This is a genomic window from Flagellimonas maritima, assembly GCF_003269425.1.
Classification (GTDB): domain Bacteria; phylum Bacteroidota; class Bacteroidia; order Flavobacteriales; family Flavobacteriaceae; genus Flagellimonas; species Flagellimonas maritima.
In genome coordinates, this window is record NZ_CP030104.1 from 3,058,586 (window position 1) to 3,075,596 (window position 17,011).

Sequence of the window (17,011 nt, forward strand, 5' to 3'; positions counted from 1 at the left end):
ATTAACCTATTAGACGATTTGTTGACAATATTATGAATGAACTTAGAGTAAAATATTTTACTTTCTGATAATATAAAAATATCATTTGTATAATTAAACGCAATAATTAGGATTATCAAATTTTATAATTATTACAACCATTACTAATGAAGAAACAGTACTATAAATCTTTCTATTTATGGGCCTTCTTCAAAAGACATCTTACTAGTCTTTTCAATATCACTTTACGACAATAAATTCAGACCTCCGGTTAAGCCGATGTTCCTCTTCCGAACATTTTTCCCATGTGTCACAATTGTTTTTCAACTGTTTCTCGCCGAAACCTGATGCTGATATCCTCGATCCGTCTATTCCTTGGGAAACAAGATACTTTTTGCTTTCCACAGCCCTTCTATCCGAAAGTGCAGCATTGTAGCTGTCATTTCCTTTAGAATCGGTATGCCCCCTGACCTCTATTTTCAATGATGGATAGTCCTTCATATAGGTCACGATTTTATCCAAGTCTACTTTCATCTCTTCCCCTATCGCCGATATGTCGGAATCGAAATAGACAGGACTTATTTTCAAGTAGCTGATCAAATCGGTTCCTTCGGGAGCCATACTTGGTTTCAGCACTAGATCTATTTTGGCGATATCCCTTTCCTTTACCATGGTAAAAGAAGCTTCATTGGTTTCAAAGCCTTCTTTGGTTGCCATTATACGATAATTACCGGACCTGTATTTCGGTTCCAGCCTAAAAGCCCCTGCAGTATCGGAGATGCCTTCGGCCACTATGTTATCGTGTTGGTCTAATACCTTTACTTCGGATTTTGCCAACGGTCGCCCGCTTACTGCATTTTTTATGGTACCGTAAATAATTTCGATACATTTTATGTGCAAAGGTTTTTCTTCTGTGAAGCCATAAATATCGTCACTGCCAATACCCCCGTCACGATTTGAGGAAAAGAAACCTTGCTTGCCCGTGCCGTCCAGCACGAAGGCGAAATCGTCCGCTTTGCTGTTAATGGGTTCCCCAATGTTAATTATACAGTTGCTTTTGGCATTCTCCAGTTGGGCAGCAAAAATATCCAATCCACCGAGGCCCAACTGTCCATCGGATGCAAAATACAGTACGTCCGTGGCCGTAACGAAAGGAAATGTTTCGCGCCCCTCGGTATTGATTCCCGCCCCAAGGTTCACTGGTGTTCCAAACGTACCATCGGCCTGGATATCAACATAAAAAATATCTGAATTTCCGATGGTTTCGGGCATATCAGAGGCAAAATATAGTTTTTTTCCATCCGCACTGAGCGAGGGATGTGCCACGGAATAGCTATCGCTATTAAAGGGAAGCTCGGTAACCTGTTTCCATTTTCCGTTTTCCAAAACTGCCCGGTATACTTTGAGCCTACTTATGCCTTTGTCGTCCCTCGAAAAACTATCGTTGCCAAAATTGTTGCGCGTGAAGTATACGGTATTACCATCGTTGGAGAATGTGGTCGAGGTCTCGTGCGCCTTTGTTTCCAATTCTTTTGAGAACCCGGAAACTCCCGTAAACGATCCTTTCCCGGAAATCGATGCACTGTACAGTTTTTGAAAAGGTTTGTTGTTCCATAGGTGTATGTTGCGTGCCACAACGCCGCTGTCCCTTGCCGAGGAAAATACCAACCGATTCCCGTATAATGAAGGGGCAAAATCCGATTCCTTGGAATTTAGGGGTAGGTTCTCTATTGAGTATCTATGGGAATACTCTGCTATTTGGGCCAGATAATCCGGGTTATCGTTAAATTTTAAGGCTCGGATATCCGACGGCCTACTGTTCCCGAACTTTTGCATCCATTGGTCCGATCTTTCATATTCCCCCAATGACTTTAAAGACGTCGCATAGCGATGCATGTATTCCGGTTGGGGATCGGCACCTTCCAGCTCAAATAATTTTTCGTACCAAGCCGCGGCTTCTCCATACTCTGCATTAATGTAATGGGCATCTCCCAGTTTTTCAAAAATATCCTTATCGGAATGCCCTTTTTCCAATAATTGCTCATAGGTAGCGATAGCATCTTTGTATGAAAGGTTATCGAAACTCCGTTCCGCTTTTTTTGTTTTTTGGGCGTTGCCCAAACTACAAATCAGCAGCAAACAAATGATTGTATTCTTTATCTTATTATCCATTGTATATCGTTTAGAAGAATCTGGGTGCCAAGACACGTCTATGCCGTGATATGAGTTCAAATCTTAAGAAGAACTCAAAGGAACCATCGTTGAATTGTGTACCACCAAGCTCGGTAGTCTCGCGGTCATATGCCATTCCCAACATGAACTTATCGTTTATCTGGAAACCGACCAATGCACTTACGGCCGCGTCCCAACGGTAAGCAGCCCCGAACGAGAACTTTTCATTATAAAGGAACGTTGCGGACAGGTCTGCCTGTAAAGGGGCACCACTTACGGCCTTGAACAGCACTGCCGGTTTGAACTGCATTCTGTAGCCGAGATTCATGACAAGACCCGAGATGAGGTAATATTCCATTCTTTCTTTAACCAAATAGGAATTGCTCCCCTGGGAAGTTTCAAAATGTTCGGTCTGCAGAAAGTTGGGTACCGAAAGCCCCGTATAAAACCGATCTGTATGGAAATAAATCCCAGCACCAAAGTTCGGGGAAAATCGCTTATCTATGCCACTATCATCAGGCGCAAGCAGTCCCGGATTATAGTTTCTCAACTTGGTCAGGTTTACATCCAACAAATGACCGCCGGCCTTCAATCCAAACGATAATTTTCCTAATTCCGATGTAGGGATAGTATAGGCAAAATCAGCACTAAAATAAGTATTCTGGTTCGTACCATTCCCTATTTCGTCGTTTACAATGGACAGACCTATACCTACCCTTTCGGAAACCGGGGTGTTCAGGTTCAATGTCTGCGTGGTGGGTGCCCCGTCTATTCCGCTCCATTGCGACCTGTAGAGTGCGGCAATGCTAAATACACCACGTGAGCCCGCATAGGCTGGGTTCACTACTTGGGTATTGTACATGTATTGTGTATACTGGGCATCCTGTTGTGCAACGGTTCTCCAAAAGGAGGCGATTACAAATACAAGTGTTATAAAGAGTTTTTTCATGCTATTATCGTAATATTATAGTTCGGCGTTCGATTATTGTTGAATGTACAGATAACCTGACCTGGTCCTGCCGTTGCCCTCTTGTATATATTTGATTATATAAAAGTAGACCCCTGTAGGTAGGCCTTCCCCATTCTGAAGGGTCGCCCTACCATCGGAAATGCCCCTAAAGACCCTTGAATTGTTGTCATACCCATTGATACTAAAGACCTTTATGCCGTTTCTGTTGAATATTTCCACGGTATTATCTGGAAAACGCTCAATGTTCACGATTTCAAAAAAACCGGAAGGCTGGGACTTGGAGACCAGATCGTTTTCTATAAAGATGTCATCTTGTATGTACCCTCCTTCAGTATAATCGGAAATACCATCACCATCACCATCGGCAAAGTCGGTCGGGTCATTTGGATCCGATGAGGGTTCGCCATTGATCTCTACGTAATCGGGCACACCATCCCCGTCGGTATCCACAAAGTCGGTTGAATCGTTTGGATCAGTGGCAGGATTTCCATTGATTTCCGTGTAATCGGGAACCCCGTCGCCATCGGTATCCACAAAATCGTTAGGGTCGTTGGGATTTGATGAAGGATCACCCTCGGTTTCCACGTAATCGGGTACACCATCACCATCGCCATCGGCAAAATCTGTCGGATTATTGGGATTCGTGGCGGGATCGCCCTCGGTCTCCACATAGTCAGGCACACCGTCACCATCAGTATCCACAAAATCAGTAGGGTCATTCGGATCCGATGAAGGATCGCCGTTGATCTCTATATAATCGGGTACACCGTCGCCATCGGTATCCATAAAGTCGGCGGGGTCGTCTGGATCGGTCTCAGGATCCCCGTTGGTTTCCACGTAATCGGGTACGCCGTCACCATCATTGTCCGTGAAATCGTTCGGGTCATTGGGATCCGTAGCCGGATCATCGGTCAGTTCTATATAATCGGGTACGCCATCGCCATCGGTATCTACGCCAAACTCTTCGATATAGTCCGGAATGCCATCGCCATCGCCATCCATAAAATCGTTCTCATCATTGGGGTCGCTGCCTGGAGCTGTATTATTTTCTACATAGTCGGGTACGCCATCACCATCGGTATCGATATAATCATTGGGATTGTTGGGGTCGGTCGGGGGCATTGCGTTGTTTTCCGCAAAGTCTGGCACGCCATCGCCATCCGTATCGGTCTCATCGGTCGATACCTTTGCTAGGGTAAACACCCCATATCCCGTTATCATCGCAGTGGTGGCCACCGTTTGGTTTCCTTCGTTTACGATACCTCCTTCATCCACCCAGGCACCCTGTGCCGTGTCCCAACGTACAATATGTATTTCCGAGGAATCCGCGGTCAATAGTTCTGTTGGCGTGGTTGCGGCATCCCATCGCAAGGTTAGGCCCACGTCCGAAGTTCCCTGAACCCTATCGAGTGTCCAGTATTCCATATCGTCGATGAACCCTACGTTACCCAAGAAGACGTTATGGGGATAGACTGTATTGCTGTTCTCCAGTATATAACGGGAAGCGAAAATCGCATTGGCATTGTCCGATGCCGAAATGGCGGCCGTCCTATGGAAACCGCCGTCGCCGACCGGAAACGTAAAAGCCGAATTTCCTTCTTTTTGTACCGCCCCGTCTACATAACTACTATTGGATGAGTTTGTATACCCGGCAGCGGGCCCGAATTGGATGCTTCCGCCAAAGCCATCATTCTTGGCAATGCCCTGTACAAAATCGGCATTGTTCGCAACATTTATGGCAGCGGCCAGTTCGAAGGCAATCGGCCCGGTAGGGTTGTCGAAGACCGCCGAATAGAAACTATTTGTTCCGTTACCGGACAGTTGCTGCAAGGAAGTGCCTTGAAAACGGACGGTACCGCCCGTGGCCGTAAGATAGGTAAACGAGCCTCCGTTATCATAATCCGCATAGAGGAACAGTTCCCCGTTATTGTTCACCGAGCCTGTCGCCGTATTCTGGAAATCCGAGACCGAACTGATCTGGGTATCAGATACCACGGTTATCTCCCCGGTATTGGTCACCTGGGCCTGGGCTGCATGTAGGCCAAGCAAGAATAGGCCTGTTATATATATTCTTAATTGATCCATTTATTTGGTTTTAGGATTTTGTTTAACAATCATAAAGGTCTAATTGATCTTTACTTAATTGTTTTTCAAATGATTACTTATTCACCTAAATAAATGTAGGTTTCAACACTAAGGGTGTTCGGTGTTATGTCAAAAGGTTGTTGGGCAACACCGCCATTAATAGACGATGTCGTAAAGGTATGGGAATGATTGCCAGCCGCATTGGTGTTCTCACCAGTTCCGCTTCCATCGTTATTCTGAAGTACATAATCACCGGATATGCCCGAAGCGCTCAAATCATCGCTTGCATTACCGCTAATGAAATGAACATGACTACCTGCGGTGTTTGTTGACCCTGATAGGGCAACATTGGGCAAATTGTTCTGTGCAATTGTTTTAGCGTTGCTTCCGCTTAGGCTTCCCAAAGCAGTTCCATTTTGGCTCAAATACGCATTTGTTGCATTGGGTAGATTTCCGCTCAACCCTAAACTTGTAGCTTGTGTCTGCTGTGAGGCCGTTAAACTGGAAATGGCCTGCCCTTCAAGCTTTATCCAACCGGCCGGCATAGATCCAATAGTTTGCTTTATCTCCCCAACAATATAAATGCTTACCGTTTCCCACTGTGGATCGCCATTCACATCGGTGGTCAATGTTTTGTTGGCATCCGACACACCGGCCGTTCCAATCTTTGTAATTATTACGGCATCATCAGCAATTTTTGCGGTCGTAACACCATTGTCCTTTATTTGAACCCCGTTGGTGGCGTCCACTTCTATAGTAGCATCATCTACCTTTACTTCCAAATCCATTGCCACAAGAGAGGCGTCGTTGGCAACACCTGTTATGGAACCGTTGGTAGAGGTCACGTTCTCGCCAAGGCTTGCGGCTATTGTGGCTGCATCCTGCCATTCCGCGTTACCGGTGGCATCCGTGCCCAAAACCTTATTGGCGTCGCCCACTACCGCTCCAATCTTGGATATGGTTACATTATCGTCTAGAATTTTGGCGGTCGTAATCCCGTCGTCCTTTATTTGAACCCCGTTGGTCGCGTCCACCTCGATGGTCGTATCATCAACGTTCACCTCTAGATCCATGGCTGCCAGTGCCGCATCGTTCGCAATACCTGTTATGGAACCATTGGTGGAGGTTACGTTTTGGGGTAATGAAGTGATTTCCTCTTGTAGGGCAAGCCTGTTCCATACATTGTTCGCCCAATAATAATACCCTGGGGAAAGTCCCGCTGCAGTATTTGTATTGTACACCATTAGGCTTTCTATGTTGCCGTTGGCAATAGTGGAAGTATCCGTTGTAGAGGCCAGTGCCAATCTAGGTATTAGAATACCCTTATCGGTAGACACTACATCAAGTTGTGCGGAAGAATTGGGCAATGATGTTCCTACTCCAAGCTGGGCAAAGGAATGAGTACATGCTAGAAAAATGGTTAGTTGAAGTAATTTTTTTACGGTCATGGTCTAAATAATTTAATTTTGGAAAAAAGAATTATAATCTTTTTCTTATAAATTTTAACATCAAACGTATAATTAAGTTGTAGGAAATAAGATTCTTTGTTGTAAAGAATAAATTTATGTGGGTGAATTGATTATATGTTGTGGCTTATCGATGAGGCTCTGTTATTACTGGCTTCTAGTGTTAGGTATGTGTGCACTTTAAACCTTTGTAAATGACTATTTTTTTGGTAAGAGTTAAAGTAGATACATTGTTATAAGTAGTAAGGTTTGGAGCTATCAATACTATTAAGTAGTCGCTTTTTCGAATGAGAACTACCCAAATCAAGGTGCACATTAAAATGGCAGATTTATGGGACATCCTATGGTGAAAAGAGTCGCTTTGCCTCAACTGCCCCATAAAAACTCGGTTGAATAGATACTATTGCAATTTCAAGAAAAGGCCCAAAAATTATATCATCACAGTGATATTTCACTAACTTTTGAGCAGTATGAAAATTCTAAGAGCGCTCGCTTTATTTACCTTTGTAGGTATCCTGTTCGGTCTATTGATCTATTGGCGGGAATATGCCGACAACGCAGGGATTTCACTTGTTCATGTGCTATTATGGCAAATCGTAATTTGGATACCTTGGGCCTTTAGTTTCAAGGTATTTGAAAAAGTCGTCGAAAGAGCTGACAAATTAAAACTTGGGATGGCATTGCTATTCTTATCCGGTCTTTTATGGGTGGCCGCACACTTTGCTTGGTTCTTCTTGATTAGCTCTAGTTTCAGCCCTTATCTTGGTCAAAGGGGAAGTGGGTTCGGCGTTTTCCCCTATTTCTTTATTTTTTGGACTTTGATAGACATCGGCCTTGTCTGGTTTGTTGTTGACAGGATTAAGCGAAATGCTGACCCAAATGCCCAACCACCTCTATTGTTGGAATTAACAAGGGGGAATAGTAAATACATTTGTGAGCCCTCACAAATAAGTTTATTGACCTCGGAAAATTATTATACCAAGCTATTTACTACTGAGGGCGTTTTTGTAATGCGCAAACCTCTCAAACATTTTCAAGACATACTTCCAACAGATGTATTCAAGAGGATTCACAGATCCACTATAATTAATGTAAATTATGTATCAGAACTTGCCAGTGGTCGGAATCATAGACTTGAAATCATTATGAAGGACGGAACCAGACGTAGCGTAAGTAGAAATTTTACAAAAGATATCATCCTGTTTTTTAAAGACAGAACTTCTTAAGACCGTTCGCTATCAAAATCGGGTCTGTTTACTGCAAGGCCCTGAAATCATAAGTACAATAATTTATTTTGGCCTTTTAAACTTATAAGCATGGTTTTAAATAACAAGGGTTTTTATTTATTAGTGGTTCTAATACTTCTTGCTAGTTCAGGAACGGTAACTTCCCAAATAAAGGTAGATTTAAAGAAAATAATCAAACATACCAATATAGAAACATCCTATCCATACTGGTCACCGGATGGGTCCAAAATCGTTTTTCAATCAAATCGAAACGACAACGATTCTGAAATCTATATTATGGATATGGATGGCACCAATACCAAACGACTTACACATAGTCCAGGCCTAGATGAGACACCAATATGGTCTCCTAACGGTAAAAGCATTCTTTTTGCGTCCGAGAGGGATGGAAACTATGAAGTATACTTAATGGATGTTGACGGCACCAATGTAAAAAACCTGACTAACCATCCTGCACATGATGGGCATCCCAATTTTTCGCCTGACGGTCAAAAAATTATATTCCATAGCAATCGATCAATGCCGGATTCTACTTTTATAAAAAATGAATTTACTACGGATATCAACCATGAACTATACGAGATGAACATAGACGGTTCCGACTTCAAGAGAATTACCGATTACCCGCTCTGGGATACCTATCCCGATATCTCGCCCGATGGTTCTAAAATAGCTTTCAGGAGACTTGTTGAAACCCAAATGGGCATTTACAAGACCAACTCAGAAGTCTTTGTCGCTAACCGCGACGGTTCCAATGCCTATAACCTAACCAATTATCCGGATCATGACGGTTGGCCGGCATGGTCACCCGATGGTTCCAAAATTGCTTTCGCTTCGGAAAGAGAACGTTTTAACAACTGGCAGATTTATACCATTAACCCAGATGGGACGGATATTACCAGAATAACCGAATTTGATTCACAGGGAGGATATTTTGCAAAGCCGCAATGGTCCCCCGATGGTTCAAAAATAATTTGTACCAGAACCAAGGATGGGAATGTCGAGATATTTATCATAGACTTGGAAAAGCCATGAAAAAGACCATTATACTCTTGCAATTGATTTTGTTGTCAGGTTTTACAAAATCATTCGGGCAGTTAGGAAAAGACTTAAACCAACCTAAAAAGATTACCAACATAAAGAATGCCTATCCTTTTCCTACTAGAGATGGCAAGAACCTGGTTTTTCATAGCAATAGATTGGGCAATAATGACATCTACATCAAAAACCTGGAAACTGGAAAGTTAAAACAGTTAACCAAAAATGAGGCGAATGATAGAACACCATCTATTTCTCCAGATGGAAAACATATAGCTTTTGTCTCTACCCGTGATGGAAATTATGATGTTTTTATAATGGACTTAGACGGAAGCAATCAGACAAATCTAACTCAAGATTCATTATCAAAAGATATTCATCCGTATTGGTCTCCAGATGGTAAACAGATTATTTATAATTCTACTATGAAAGGCCAGAATTATAATATTTACACCATGAAAATCAACGGAACAGACCGTGTCAAAATACGGAAGAATAATGGAGAAGCAACACATGCACAATATTCGCCTGATGGAAGCAAAATCGCATTTAGAAGATTCTTTGGAGAAGGTGAAAATTCGAATTCTGAAATCGTAATTATGGATATTGGTTCAGGTAAAGAACAAAGGATAGCAAAAAGCCTGGGATTTGATAACCATCCTACATGGTCTAAAAATGGACATAAGGTTTTCTTTACTTCGAACCGCGATGGAGAAAACAAATATGATGTTAGTATATATGAATATTCTTTATTGGACAAAAAAATAAGACGACTAACATTTCATCCTTCAAGCCAAGAAGACATGACTCCTATATATAATCCACATGGTAATAGTATTTTCTATTCCAGATGGTTAAGAAAAGATTCTATTGACATATTTGAATTATCGCTTTTCAGTCAATAACATCATAAACCAACGACAATTGAATCTTTGCAACTTGTTTCATCCCAAACCGATTGAACTAAGTGTAAAATATTGCAAATGCAAAATAGCACTTAGGGATTCTAGGATTAGATGAAAATTGATTATAAACTTTTACGTTACCTATTCCATATCCTAAAAAGAAAAAAAGTTATATATTTAATTAAGGTGCAACATAGAATCGTCAAGGACAAGACCACTGCACATCTGTAGCCTCACTGCTTAGAAACCTTATATCAAATTTCATGAAAAACTACCAAGGCTGTTGAGGTAAATCTCCTGATGATAGTCCATAAAGAATTGAAACATTGGATAAAGTTCAATTTACGAACCGGCAATTAAAGTCCTTATAGAACTCTATTCGTTTTGTAATAGTAAATTGTTATTTAAGCAACCTAACTAGTTTTATGATAAAAATACTATCCTTATTTAATAAATATTCTTTTACGCTCTAGGTATGATGTGTGCCTAATGGGGTGTGGCTTTCTGGGGAAGTGGATTTTATATCAATACGGTAAGCCGTCACCGTAATGAAAAGTTTCTACATGAGGATGGCCAACTGAAACTATTTTGAAATATTAATGCCTCGGGGCTTGTTTCGGGAATTATTTGCTTCCAAGTTTCATAAAAGGAACGTTTTTCGAAACATACACCAATCCCTATGTCAACTAAGTTAATCCGATCATACACTGTAAACATCCATCCATAAAATATTCTATGAAAATAACTTCTGAATAAATATTTTTAATACCTTGTTCGGTACTTCCCCCAAGAATATAACTGATAAATATTCTTAGCATGGGATTCACTAGAAATTTCTTCCTTTTACTGTCTATCCTATTATTTAGTTCCAAAATCCTTTGGAAGACATTAGCATACTTGAATATTTCGAATTTGAGATGAAGGAGGGAAGGTTTTATAAAAATAATATAAAATGAAAATCGAGTCATGAAAAAGCTTTTGAACACAACAACAAATGTCATTGTACTGGCATTGATATTGATCGGTGCTTCCTGTAAAAAGGAAATAGAGGCCAAAATGAATTATGATATGGTCATTTCAAAGGTCAACCTGATCGACGGCACCGGTAAAGACCTGCGAAAAAATGTAAATGTATATATCAAGGATTCCAAAATTTCAAAAATAGATACGGTCACTATCGAGTTAAATGAGCATAAGAACGTTATCAATGGAGAGGGTAAATACCTCATTCCCGGACTTATAGATGGGCATGCCCATCCTGGGCCACCGGAAGAGAATTTTCCGAAATTCATTCATTATGGTGTAACTGGTATTTTAGTTCCTGGCTGCGGACATTGCAGCGATGAACACTTTGCTCATATGCGAGAGTTATCCAAAGATACCATCATACCATCTCCTAGGGTCTTTCATACAAGCCAACACTTTACCATGGAAGGGCGGCACCCCGTGAAAACCTATGGGGGTGACCAATGGGTACATGAGAAAACGGTATTTCTTCTGGAAGATACCTTGCAAATTGAAGATTATGTCAGGCGGGTTTCCAAAAATCCTATTCAAGGTATTAAAGTGACCATTGAAGATGGGCCACATCCTCCTTTTGTACCTAGAATTCCCCAAGAGTTTGTAACCAAGATCGTCAAAGAGGCTAAAAAATATGACTTGGAAGTCTTTGCACATGTAGATGATATGGAGGAGGTACGTATTGCGGAGAAAGCGGGCGTTCAGAATATTATCCACTTTATTGGTGTTGATGTAGTATGGGAAAGAGATCAGAAAGTTATAGAAGCGTTGGGTGCACGAAACATCTCGTGGGTAACCACGCTAACGATGGGAAAATCGTTTATGTATCCTTTGCATCCGGAGTGGCTCGAAGCACCAGAGCTTGCTGCGGTTTACAAACCAGAGGAAACTAAGACCCATATTACTCCAGACCGTATTCAATTGGCGCACGAGATGAACAGTTTTATCGAAAAAGTAATGGGAATCCCTAATCCTAATTTGGAAAATACTTCTATTCCCCAAGTGGAAGACATTAAATTGTTGGAACAAGCGGGCTGTAATATCGTAATTGGAACGGACACTTATAATGCATTTATTTTCCCCGGTCATAGTATGCACGAAGAAATGGAAATGATGGAAATTGGCGGATACCGACCTATCGAAATTATCAAAATGGCCACCTTAAATGCTGCACAAATGTTACATGCCCAAGATTCCCTAGGATCTATTGAGGTTGGTAAATTTGCGGATATGGTACTATTGGATAAAAACCCATTGGAAACCATCAGCAATACTTTAAAAATAAATAGGGTATTTAAAAATGGCAAAACCCAAGCTCGGATTGAATGATTAATGGAGGTGCTTTGACAATTATCAAGAATAAGAATCAAGTTCGGTAAAACCAAAGTTTTGTTGAACTGCTTTTTAGCCATAAGATAGAAGTGCTTAAGATTTGATATCTATATATTGATTTGAATTTTACAAATTATATTTTTGTATTATCTGATGGTAAGACATTTTGCTCCAAGTTCATTCATAGTTTCATCAACAAATCGTTTAACAACGTATTCCTACTTTTACAACTTGTTGAAGAAAAGATTATTTAGCAAAAGGTTCATCGGGAAAACAGGATTCGAAATTATATTTTTTTGCCGCCATCAATGGTCTTTTTACTATTTGTAGCCTTTCATAAAAGGGGTTACGGATTTATTATAGTTCCTACTATTGAAATATTAATTATAGGAGATTTTAATTCAATTCTTATTAACTGTAGTTTTTTAAAATTTCATTTATAATATTTTGTTTGAATTCTTTATTGGTAATAAAGTGTTTCTCAAATTCTTCAAACGCTTCTTTTTTTATGCCACTTTTGATTGCCGAATTCTTCCAAAGCTGTAGTGATAATGTTTCATTTTTTGCAAATTCCAATAAATACTGAATCACCAGAATCATCTTACTCCTGACAAATTTATCTTCGAGACATTTTAGCATAAGAGGAGCTAGGACATATCTATACGTTTCTCCTATTTCATTTCTATTTTCAATTTGGTTTAAGGGAATGAAGTTGTCGTCTTTTAAGTATTTCAATTGCCCTATCAAAACTTCCGATAGAAATTGTTTTCCAGATAAATCTTCTGCAGTATTATAAGATAAATATTCAGCGAATGATTCGAGCCAAAACCCTCCTTAATTCCCGGACATTACGTTACTTCCAAAATAATTATGACCAAATGCATGTCTGAAATATTTAAAATGATGATCGAAGAATTTCCCGTCAGCATCTACTAATTTTTCGAAATCCAATCCAGTAAAGGCAAATGTGGGATAGGTATTAAATCCCCAACTACTTCCTTTTCGTCTTTTATTTATTGCCGTATGATTGATCAAATAGATATTATCTGTAAACTCAAGGCCCAGATTGTTGGAAAGATTGTTTTTGATTAATTCTATATTCTCAAAGATAACCTCTTGTCTAGCTGTTTTGCGGAAGAAACTTCAAAAGGGATGTTGTCCTGTCTAATTGCTTTTCTTGCCCTTACTAAACGCCTGTTAATATTTTCGTTACTGGTCAAGAATGCTTTCGCTATTTCGCCGATACTAAATCCGCACAGTGTTTTAAGCATCAATGCAATTTGTGAATCTTTGGAAATTGATGGGTGACAACACATGAACATCATTCGCAATTGATCATCCGAAATGCCCTGCTCCGAAAAAAATTCGGTCCCCTTTAATTCAGTTTCTCTATGCGCCTTTACGGTATATAAACTTTCCGAAATATATTTTTGGAGATGTTTTTCCCTTTTTATGGCATTCAAAGTCTTATTCTTTGCTACAGTGTAAAGCCAGGCAACAGGGTTTTCAGGAATCCCTTTATATGTCCAATTACTTATGGCCTCGACTAAAGTATCTTGTACGATGTCCTCGGCAAGAATCAAATTATCAGAACCAAAAATACCAGTTAGAACTGAAATCAGTTTTCCTGATTCATGCCTGAAAAAGTGGTCGATAAATTCGTTTATTTTAGATATATTATTCACTGAGTTCAATAGATATCGACCAAAGGTCACTTACTTAATATGGAGATGCAATATAATAAGTTAGTTTTTCACTTCTGAGCAAAGGCATTTTGAGTCAGTATATTTTCTTATTTACTTCAACTAATTTTTTTACGCCAGACGGGGAATTTCAAAAAAGAGAAAGTCAGTGGTCTTTTCCTTGGACTATAAATAAGTGAGGGGAATTTTTTAAAGATTATCCAATAGGCAATTCGTTGCATATGAATATTCTCAAAGCTAAAACGGGTTAAAGGAGGATTAATATAATCTCAAATTACTATAAAACACAACTACATAAGATAGAATAGCCAAAAACCAACATCAATGTTTTAATTAGATACGTCTTTTCAAGAATCGAGCTAGATTTAATCGCTTTTGTTGCTCTTGCTATATATTGTTCAGAACAAATAATTTTTTGTCCCCCAACCGCCGTCTACAAGTGTTATTGTTAATGAGCTGCCCATTTTCATACCCTGTACGGCAAAAGTTCTTTACAAGTCAAACTAAAGTAAAGATTGTATTTGCGGTTGTAAATAGAAAACTTACATTATAAAGTTAGCTTTGATGAAAGATAGAGCCCAGTTTGATAAAGTCAAGATATTTAATTTCAAAAATAAACTATAAAGGGAATTCTCTTTTTACCTTTATGTAGTCAAATGCACTCGCCAAAAAGTTAAAACGATGAACTTTAATTTCTAATGAAACTTCAGCCCAATCTTATGAGGAAGACGATTTATCCAGCAAGACTAATTTTATTGGTATTATTCTTTTTCATTCAGTGTAAAAAGGAAGATAAAATTATTCCAAGAAAAATATCATTAGAGCAAACTTCGGAATCTCCAACATTCATTAAAGATTTGCCAAATGATTTGGAAAAGCTTCCAAAAGGAATGATATGGATACGAGGGGGAGAATTTATTCAAGGAGCAAGAAAAGGAGATAAAATGGCTATGGCCCATGAAAGACCCTCACATAGAGTTATTGTCGATGGATTCTTTATGGATGAACATGAGGTTACCAATGCGCAATTCTCAAAATTTGTTCAAGCCACCGATTATGTTACCGTAGCAGAAAGGGAAATTGATTGGGATGAGATGAAAAAGCAACTTCCTGATGACACGGAAAAACCAAATGATTCGCTCTTAAAACCAGGTTCACTGGTTTTTAAGAAAACTGCAACTTCAGTACCTAATTTGTATGATTACTCACAATGGTGGGAATGGAAAATTGGAGCAAACTGGAAGCACCCACAGGGACCAGATAGTTCAATTGAAGGAAAGGGGGACCATCCGGTTGTTCATATTGCTTTCGAAGATGCACTGGCTTATTGCAAGTGGGCCGGAAAAAGATTGCCTACTGAAGCAGAGTGGGAATATGCCGCCAGAGCGGGAAATAAAGAGGCTATTTTCTCTTGGGGCAATAATAAGGATTCATTGAGTTTTATGGCCAATACTTGGGATGGGGAGTTTCCAAATAGTAATACAAAAGCAGACGGGTTTGAACGTATTTCCCCTGTAAAGAACTATCCATCAAATGACTTTGGTCTATACGACATGGCAGGGAATGTCTGGGAGTGGACAACCGATTGGTACAATACCAAATACTATGGTAGTGTTAAAAAGGAAAAATTCCTAAAGAACCCGAAGGGAGCCGATTCTCCATTTAATATAAATAATCCCTACGCAAGTGAAAAAGTTATAAAAGGAGGGTCTTTTCTATGCAGTGAAAGTTATTGTGCCAGTTATAGAATAAGTGCGAGAATGGGTACTAACATAGATACTGGACTTGAACATTTAGGCTTTCGTACCGTTATTGGAATTGATGAATATCTTAATAAACTTAGAAGAGAAAAATCGAATGATTGATCAGCTAGACTGAAATATAAAAGTCCATTTTATGATCACAGGTATGGGAGATATAATTTTTTCGTTCAAAACTCCAATTAATTCATTCTATTGGCTATTCAATTGATATACTTTTTCTATTTTTGTCCGCCGAAAGTCTAAAATTGGCTTTCATAGCTATATGGTCGCGTAGCTCAGCTGGATAGAGCATCTGCCTTCTAAGCAGACGGTCGCAGGTTCGAATCCTGCCGCGATCACAAAGAATACTAAGCCCCCAATTTATCAGGGGCTTTTTTTATTAAAAATTGTTCCCGGTATTTAATGATTTCCCCTAAGATTTTTATGGGACCAATCATTGTTGTTGAGAAATTCCGCTTGGCAATAGTATACATATGCTATTAAACTATATAGCCGGTTAGTACATTTTGCTATTTTACCTTTCATTCCTAAAATTTGGAGGTATAGATGTTAAAACAGCACATTTTTGTCGTTAACCTGAAATTGTTTCAGGGTCCCATTCTCAAAATCGGGTGCAAAATTGGTACGGGATGTTGAAACGGGTTCAATATAGAGCCAAATAAAGATTTCGGGTTTTTTTATAATCATATTTTACAGTTTAGTTTGTAGATACAGGAGTATTCTCTTTCTTCGGAATTCTAAATTGGAAAAATGACAATATTCGTGGATATGGATGAAGTGCTTGCCGATACTTACGGAGCACACATTGAACTGTACAACAAAGAATTTAATGGATACTTGACTTCTGACAGATGCAATGGAAAGGAAGTATGGCAAAGCGTTCCGGAAGTACATCAACAAAATGTAAAGGACCATGCCCGAAGGATAGGTTTTTTTAAAAATTTAAATGTGATTCAGGATAGTCAAAAAGTATTGAAAGCTTTGAACGATAGATATGAAGTATATATTGCTTCTGCAGCAATGCAGTTTCCAGATTCCTTAAAAGAAAAATCAGACTGGTTAGATGAACACTTCCCCTTTATTCCTTGGCAAAAACGAATACTTTGTGGCGATAAACATATTTTAAAGGGCGATGTGCTTATAGATGACCGCAGTTATAATTTAAAGAACTTTAATGGTAGGTCCATAATTTTTACATCTCCCCATAATATCAACACGGTAGGTTTTGATAGGGCCAATAATTGGAGCGATATCGCTAACAAACTTTTGTAACTTTGACCATGAAAATGCCCCATCTTCTGCTTAAAACGATTTTTATTTACAGTTTTTTT

12 protein-coding genes and 1 tRNA gene are annotated in these 17,011 nt (G+C 39.5%); 7 read left to right on the top strand and 6 right to left on the bottom strand.

Going from position 1 to position 17,011, the window contains the following annotated elements; genetic code table 11:
• Positions 1 to 219: 219 nt before the first annotated feature.
• The 4 genes from HME9304_RS13610 to HME9304_RS13625 form a co-directional block, all read right to left on the bottom strand.
• Positions 220 to 2,151 (bottom strand): OmpA family protein, encoded by a 1,932-nt coding sequence (locus HME9304_RS13610; RefSeq protein ID WP_112379103.1) that lies wholly within the window; start codon positions 2,149 to 2,151, stop codon positions 220 to 222.
• A 10-nt stretch (positions 2,152 to 2,161) separates the two neighbouring features.
• Entirely contained in the window at positions 2,162 to 3,100 is a 939-nt protein-coding gene (locus HME9304_RS13615) for a PorP/SprF family type IX secretion system membrane protein (RefSeq protein ID WP_112379104.1), read from the bottom strand.
• 33 nt (positions 3,101 to 3,133) lie between these two features.
• Complete coding sequence (locus tag HME9304_RS17190; protein ID WP_239023284.1) at positions 3,134 to 5,206, bottom strand: T9SS type B sorting domain-containing protein; 2,073 nt, start codon at positions 5,204 to 5,206, stop codon at positions 3,134 to 3,136.
• A gap of 77 nt (positions 5,207 to 5,283) precedes the next feature.
• Positions 5,284 to 6,654, bottom strand: a complete 1,371-nt coding sequence (locus tag HME9304_RS13625; RefSeq protein WP_112379105.1) for a hypothetical protein — start codon at positions 6,652 to 6,654, stop codon at positions 5,284 to 5,286.
• A 488-nt stretch (positions 6,655 to 7,142) separates the two neighbouring features.
• Here HME9304_RS13625 and HME9304_RS13630 point away from each other — a divergent pair, with 488 nt between their 5' ends.
• The 4 genes from HME9304_RS13630 to HME9304_RS13650 all read left to right on the top strand — a co-directional run bounded on the left by HME9304_RS13630 (position 7,143) and on the right by HME9304_RS13650 (position 12,211).
• The gene (locus HME9304_RS13630; protein ID WP_112379106.1) at positions 7,143 to 7,898 is read left to right on the top strand and encodes a LytTR family DNA-binding domain-containing protein; all 756 of its coding nucleotides are present in this window, start codon (positions 7,143 to 7,145) and stop codon (positions 7,896 to 7,898) included.
• A 90-nt stretch (positions 7,899 to 7,988) separates the two neighbouring features.
• On the top strand, positions 7,989 to 8,954 hold the full coding sequence (locus HME9304_RS13635) for a TolB family protein (RefSeq protein ID WP_112379107.1): 966 nt from the start codon (positions 7,989 to 7,991) through the stop codon (positions 8,952 to 8,954).
• Entirely contained in the window at positions 8,951 to 9,862 is a 912-nt protein-coding gene (locus HME9304_RS13640; RefSeq protein WP_164674844.1) for a TolB family protein, read from the top strand. Before HME9304_RS13635 ends, HME9304_RS13640 begins: the two co-directional genes overlap by 4 nt.
• 966 nt (positions 9,863 to 10,828) lie before the next feature.
• On the top strand, positions 10,829 to 12,211 hold the full coding sequence (locus tag HME9304_RS13650) for an amidohydrolase family protein (protein ID WP_112379110.1): 1,383 nt from the start codon (positions 10,829 to 10,831) through the stop codon (positions 12,209 to 12,211).
• A 414-nt stretch (positions 12,212 to 12,625) separates the two neighbouring features.
• On the opposite strand, the gene HME9304_RS13655 is transcribed toward HME9304_RS13650, so the two are convergent.
• Both HME9304_RS13655 and HME9304_RS13665 read right to left on the bottom strand, forming a co-directional pair.
• Entirely contained in the window at positions 12,626 to 12,949 is a 324-nt protein-coding gene (locus HME9304_RS13655) for a hypothetical protein (RefSeq protein ID WP_112379111.1), read from the bottom strand.
• 359 nt (positions 12,950 to 13,308) lie between these two features.
• Positions 13,309 to 13,899, bottom strand: a complete 591-nt coding sequence (locus tag HME9304_RS13665; RefSeq protein WP_164674845.1) for an RNA polymerase sigma factor — start codon at positions 13,897 to 13,899, stop codon at positions 13,309 to 13,311.
• Between the two features lie 737 nt (positions 13,900 to 14,636).
• Here HME9304_RS13665 and HME9304_RS13670 point away from each other — a divergent pair.
• From HME9304_RS13670 to HME9304_RS13680, 3 genes are all read left to right on the top strand, one after another.
• On the top strand, positions 14,637 to 15,782 hold the full coding sequence (locus tag HME9304_RS13670; RefSeq protein WP_112379835.1) for a formylglycine-generating enzyme family protein: 1,146 nt from the start codon (positions 14,637 to 14,639) through the stop codon (positions 15,780 to 15,782).
• 162 nt (positions 15,783 to 15,944) lie between these two features.
• A tRNA-Arg gene (locus tag HME9304_RS13675) sits at positions 15,945 to 16,018 on the top strand.
• Positions 16,019 to 16,430: 412 nt separating this feature from the next.
• A complete protein-coding gene (locus HME9304_RS13680; RefSeq protein WP_112379114.1) occupies positions 16,431 to 16,952 on the top strand; it encodes a 5' nucleotidase, NT5C type in 522 nt (173 codons plus the stop codon).
• Positions 16,953 to 17,011: the final 59 nt, after the last annotated feature.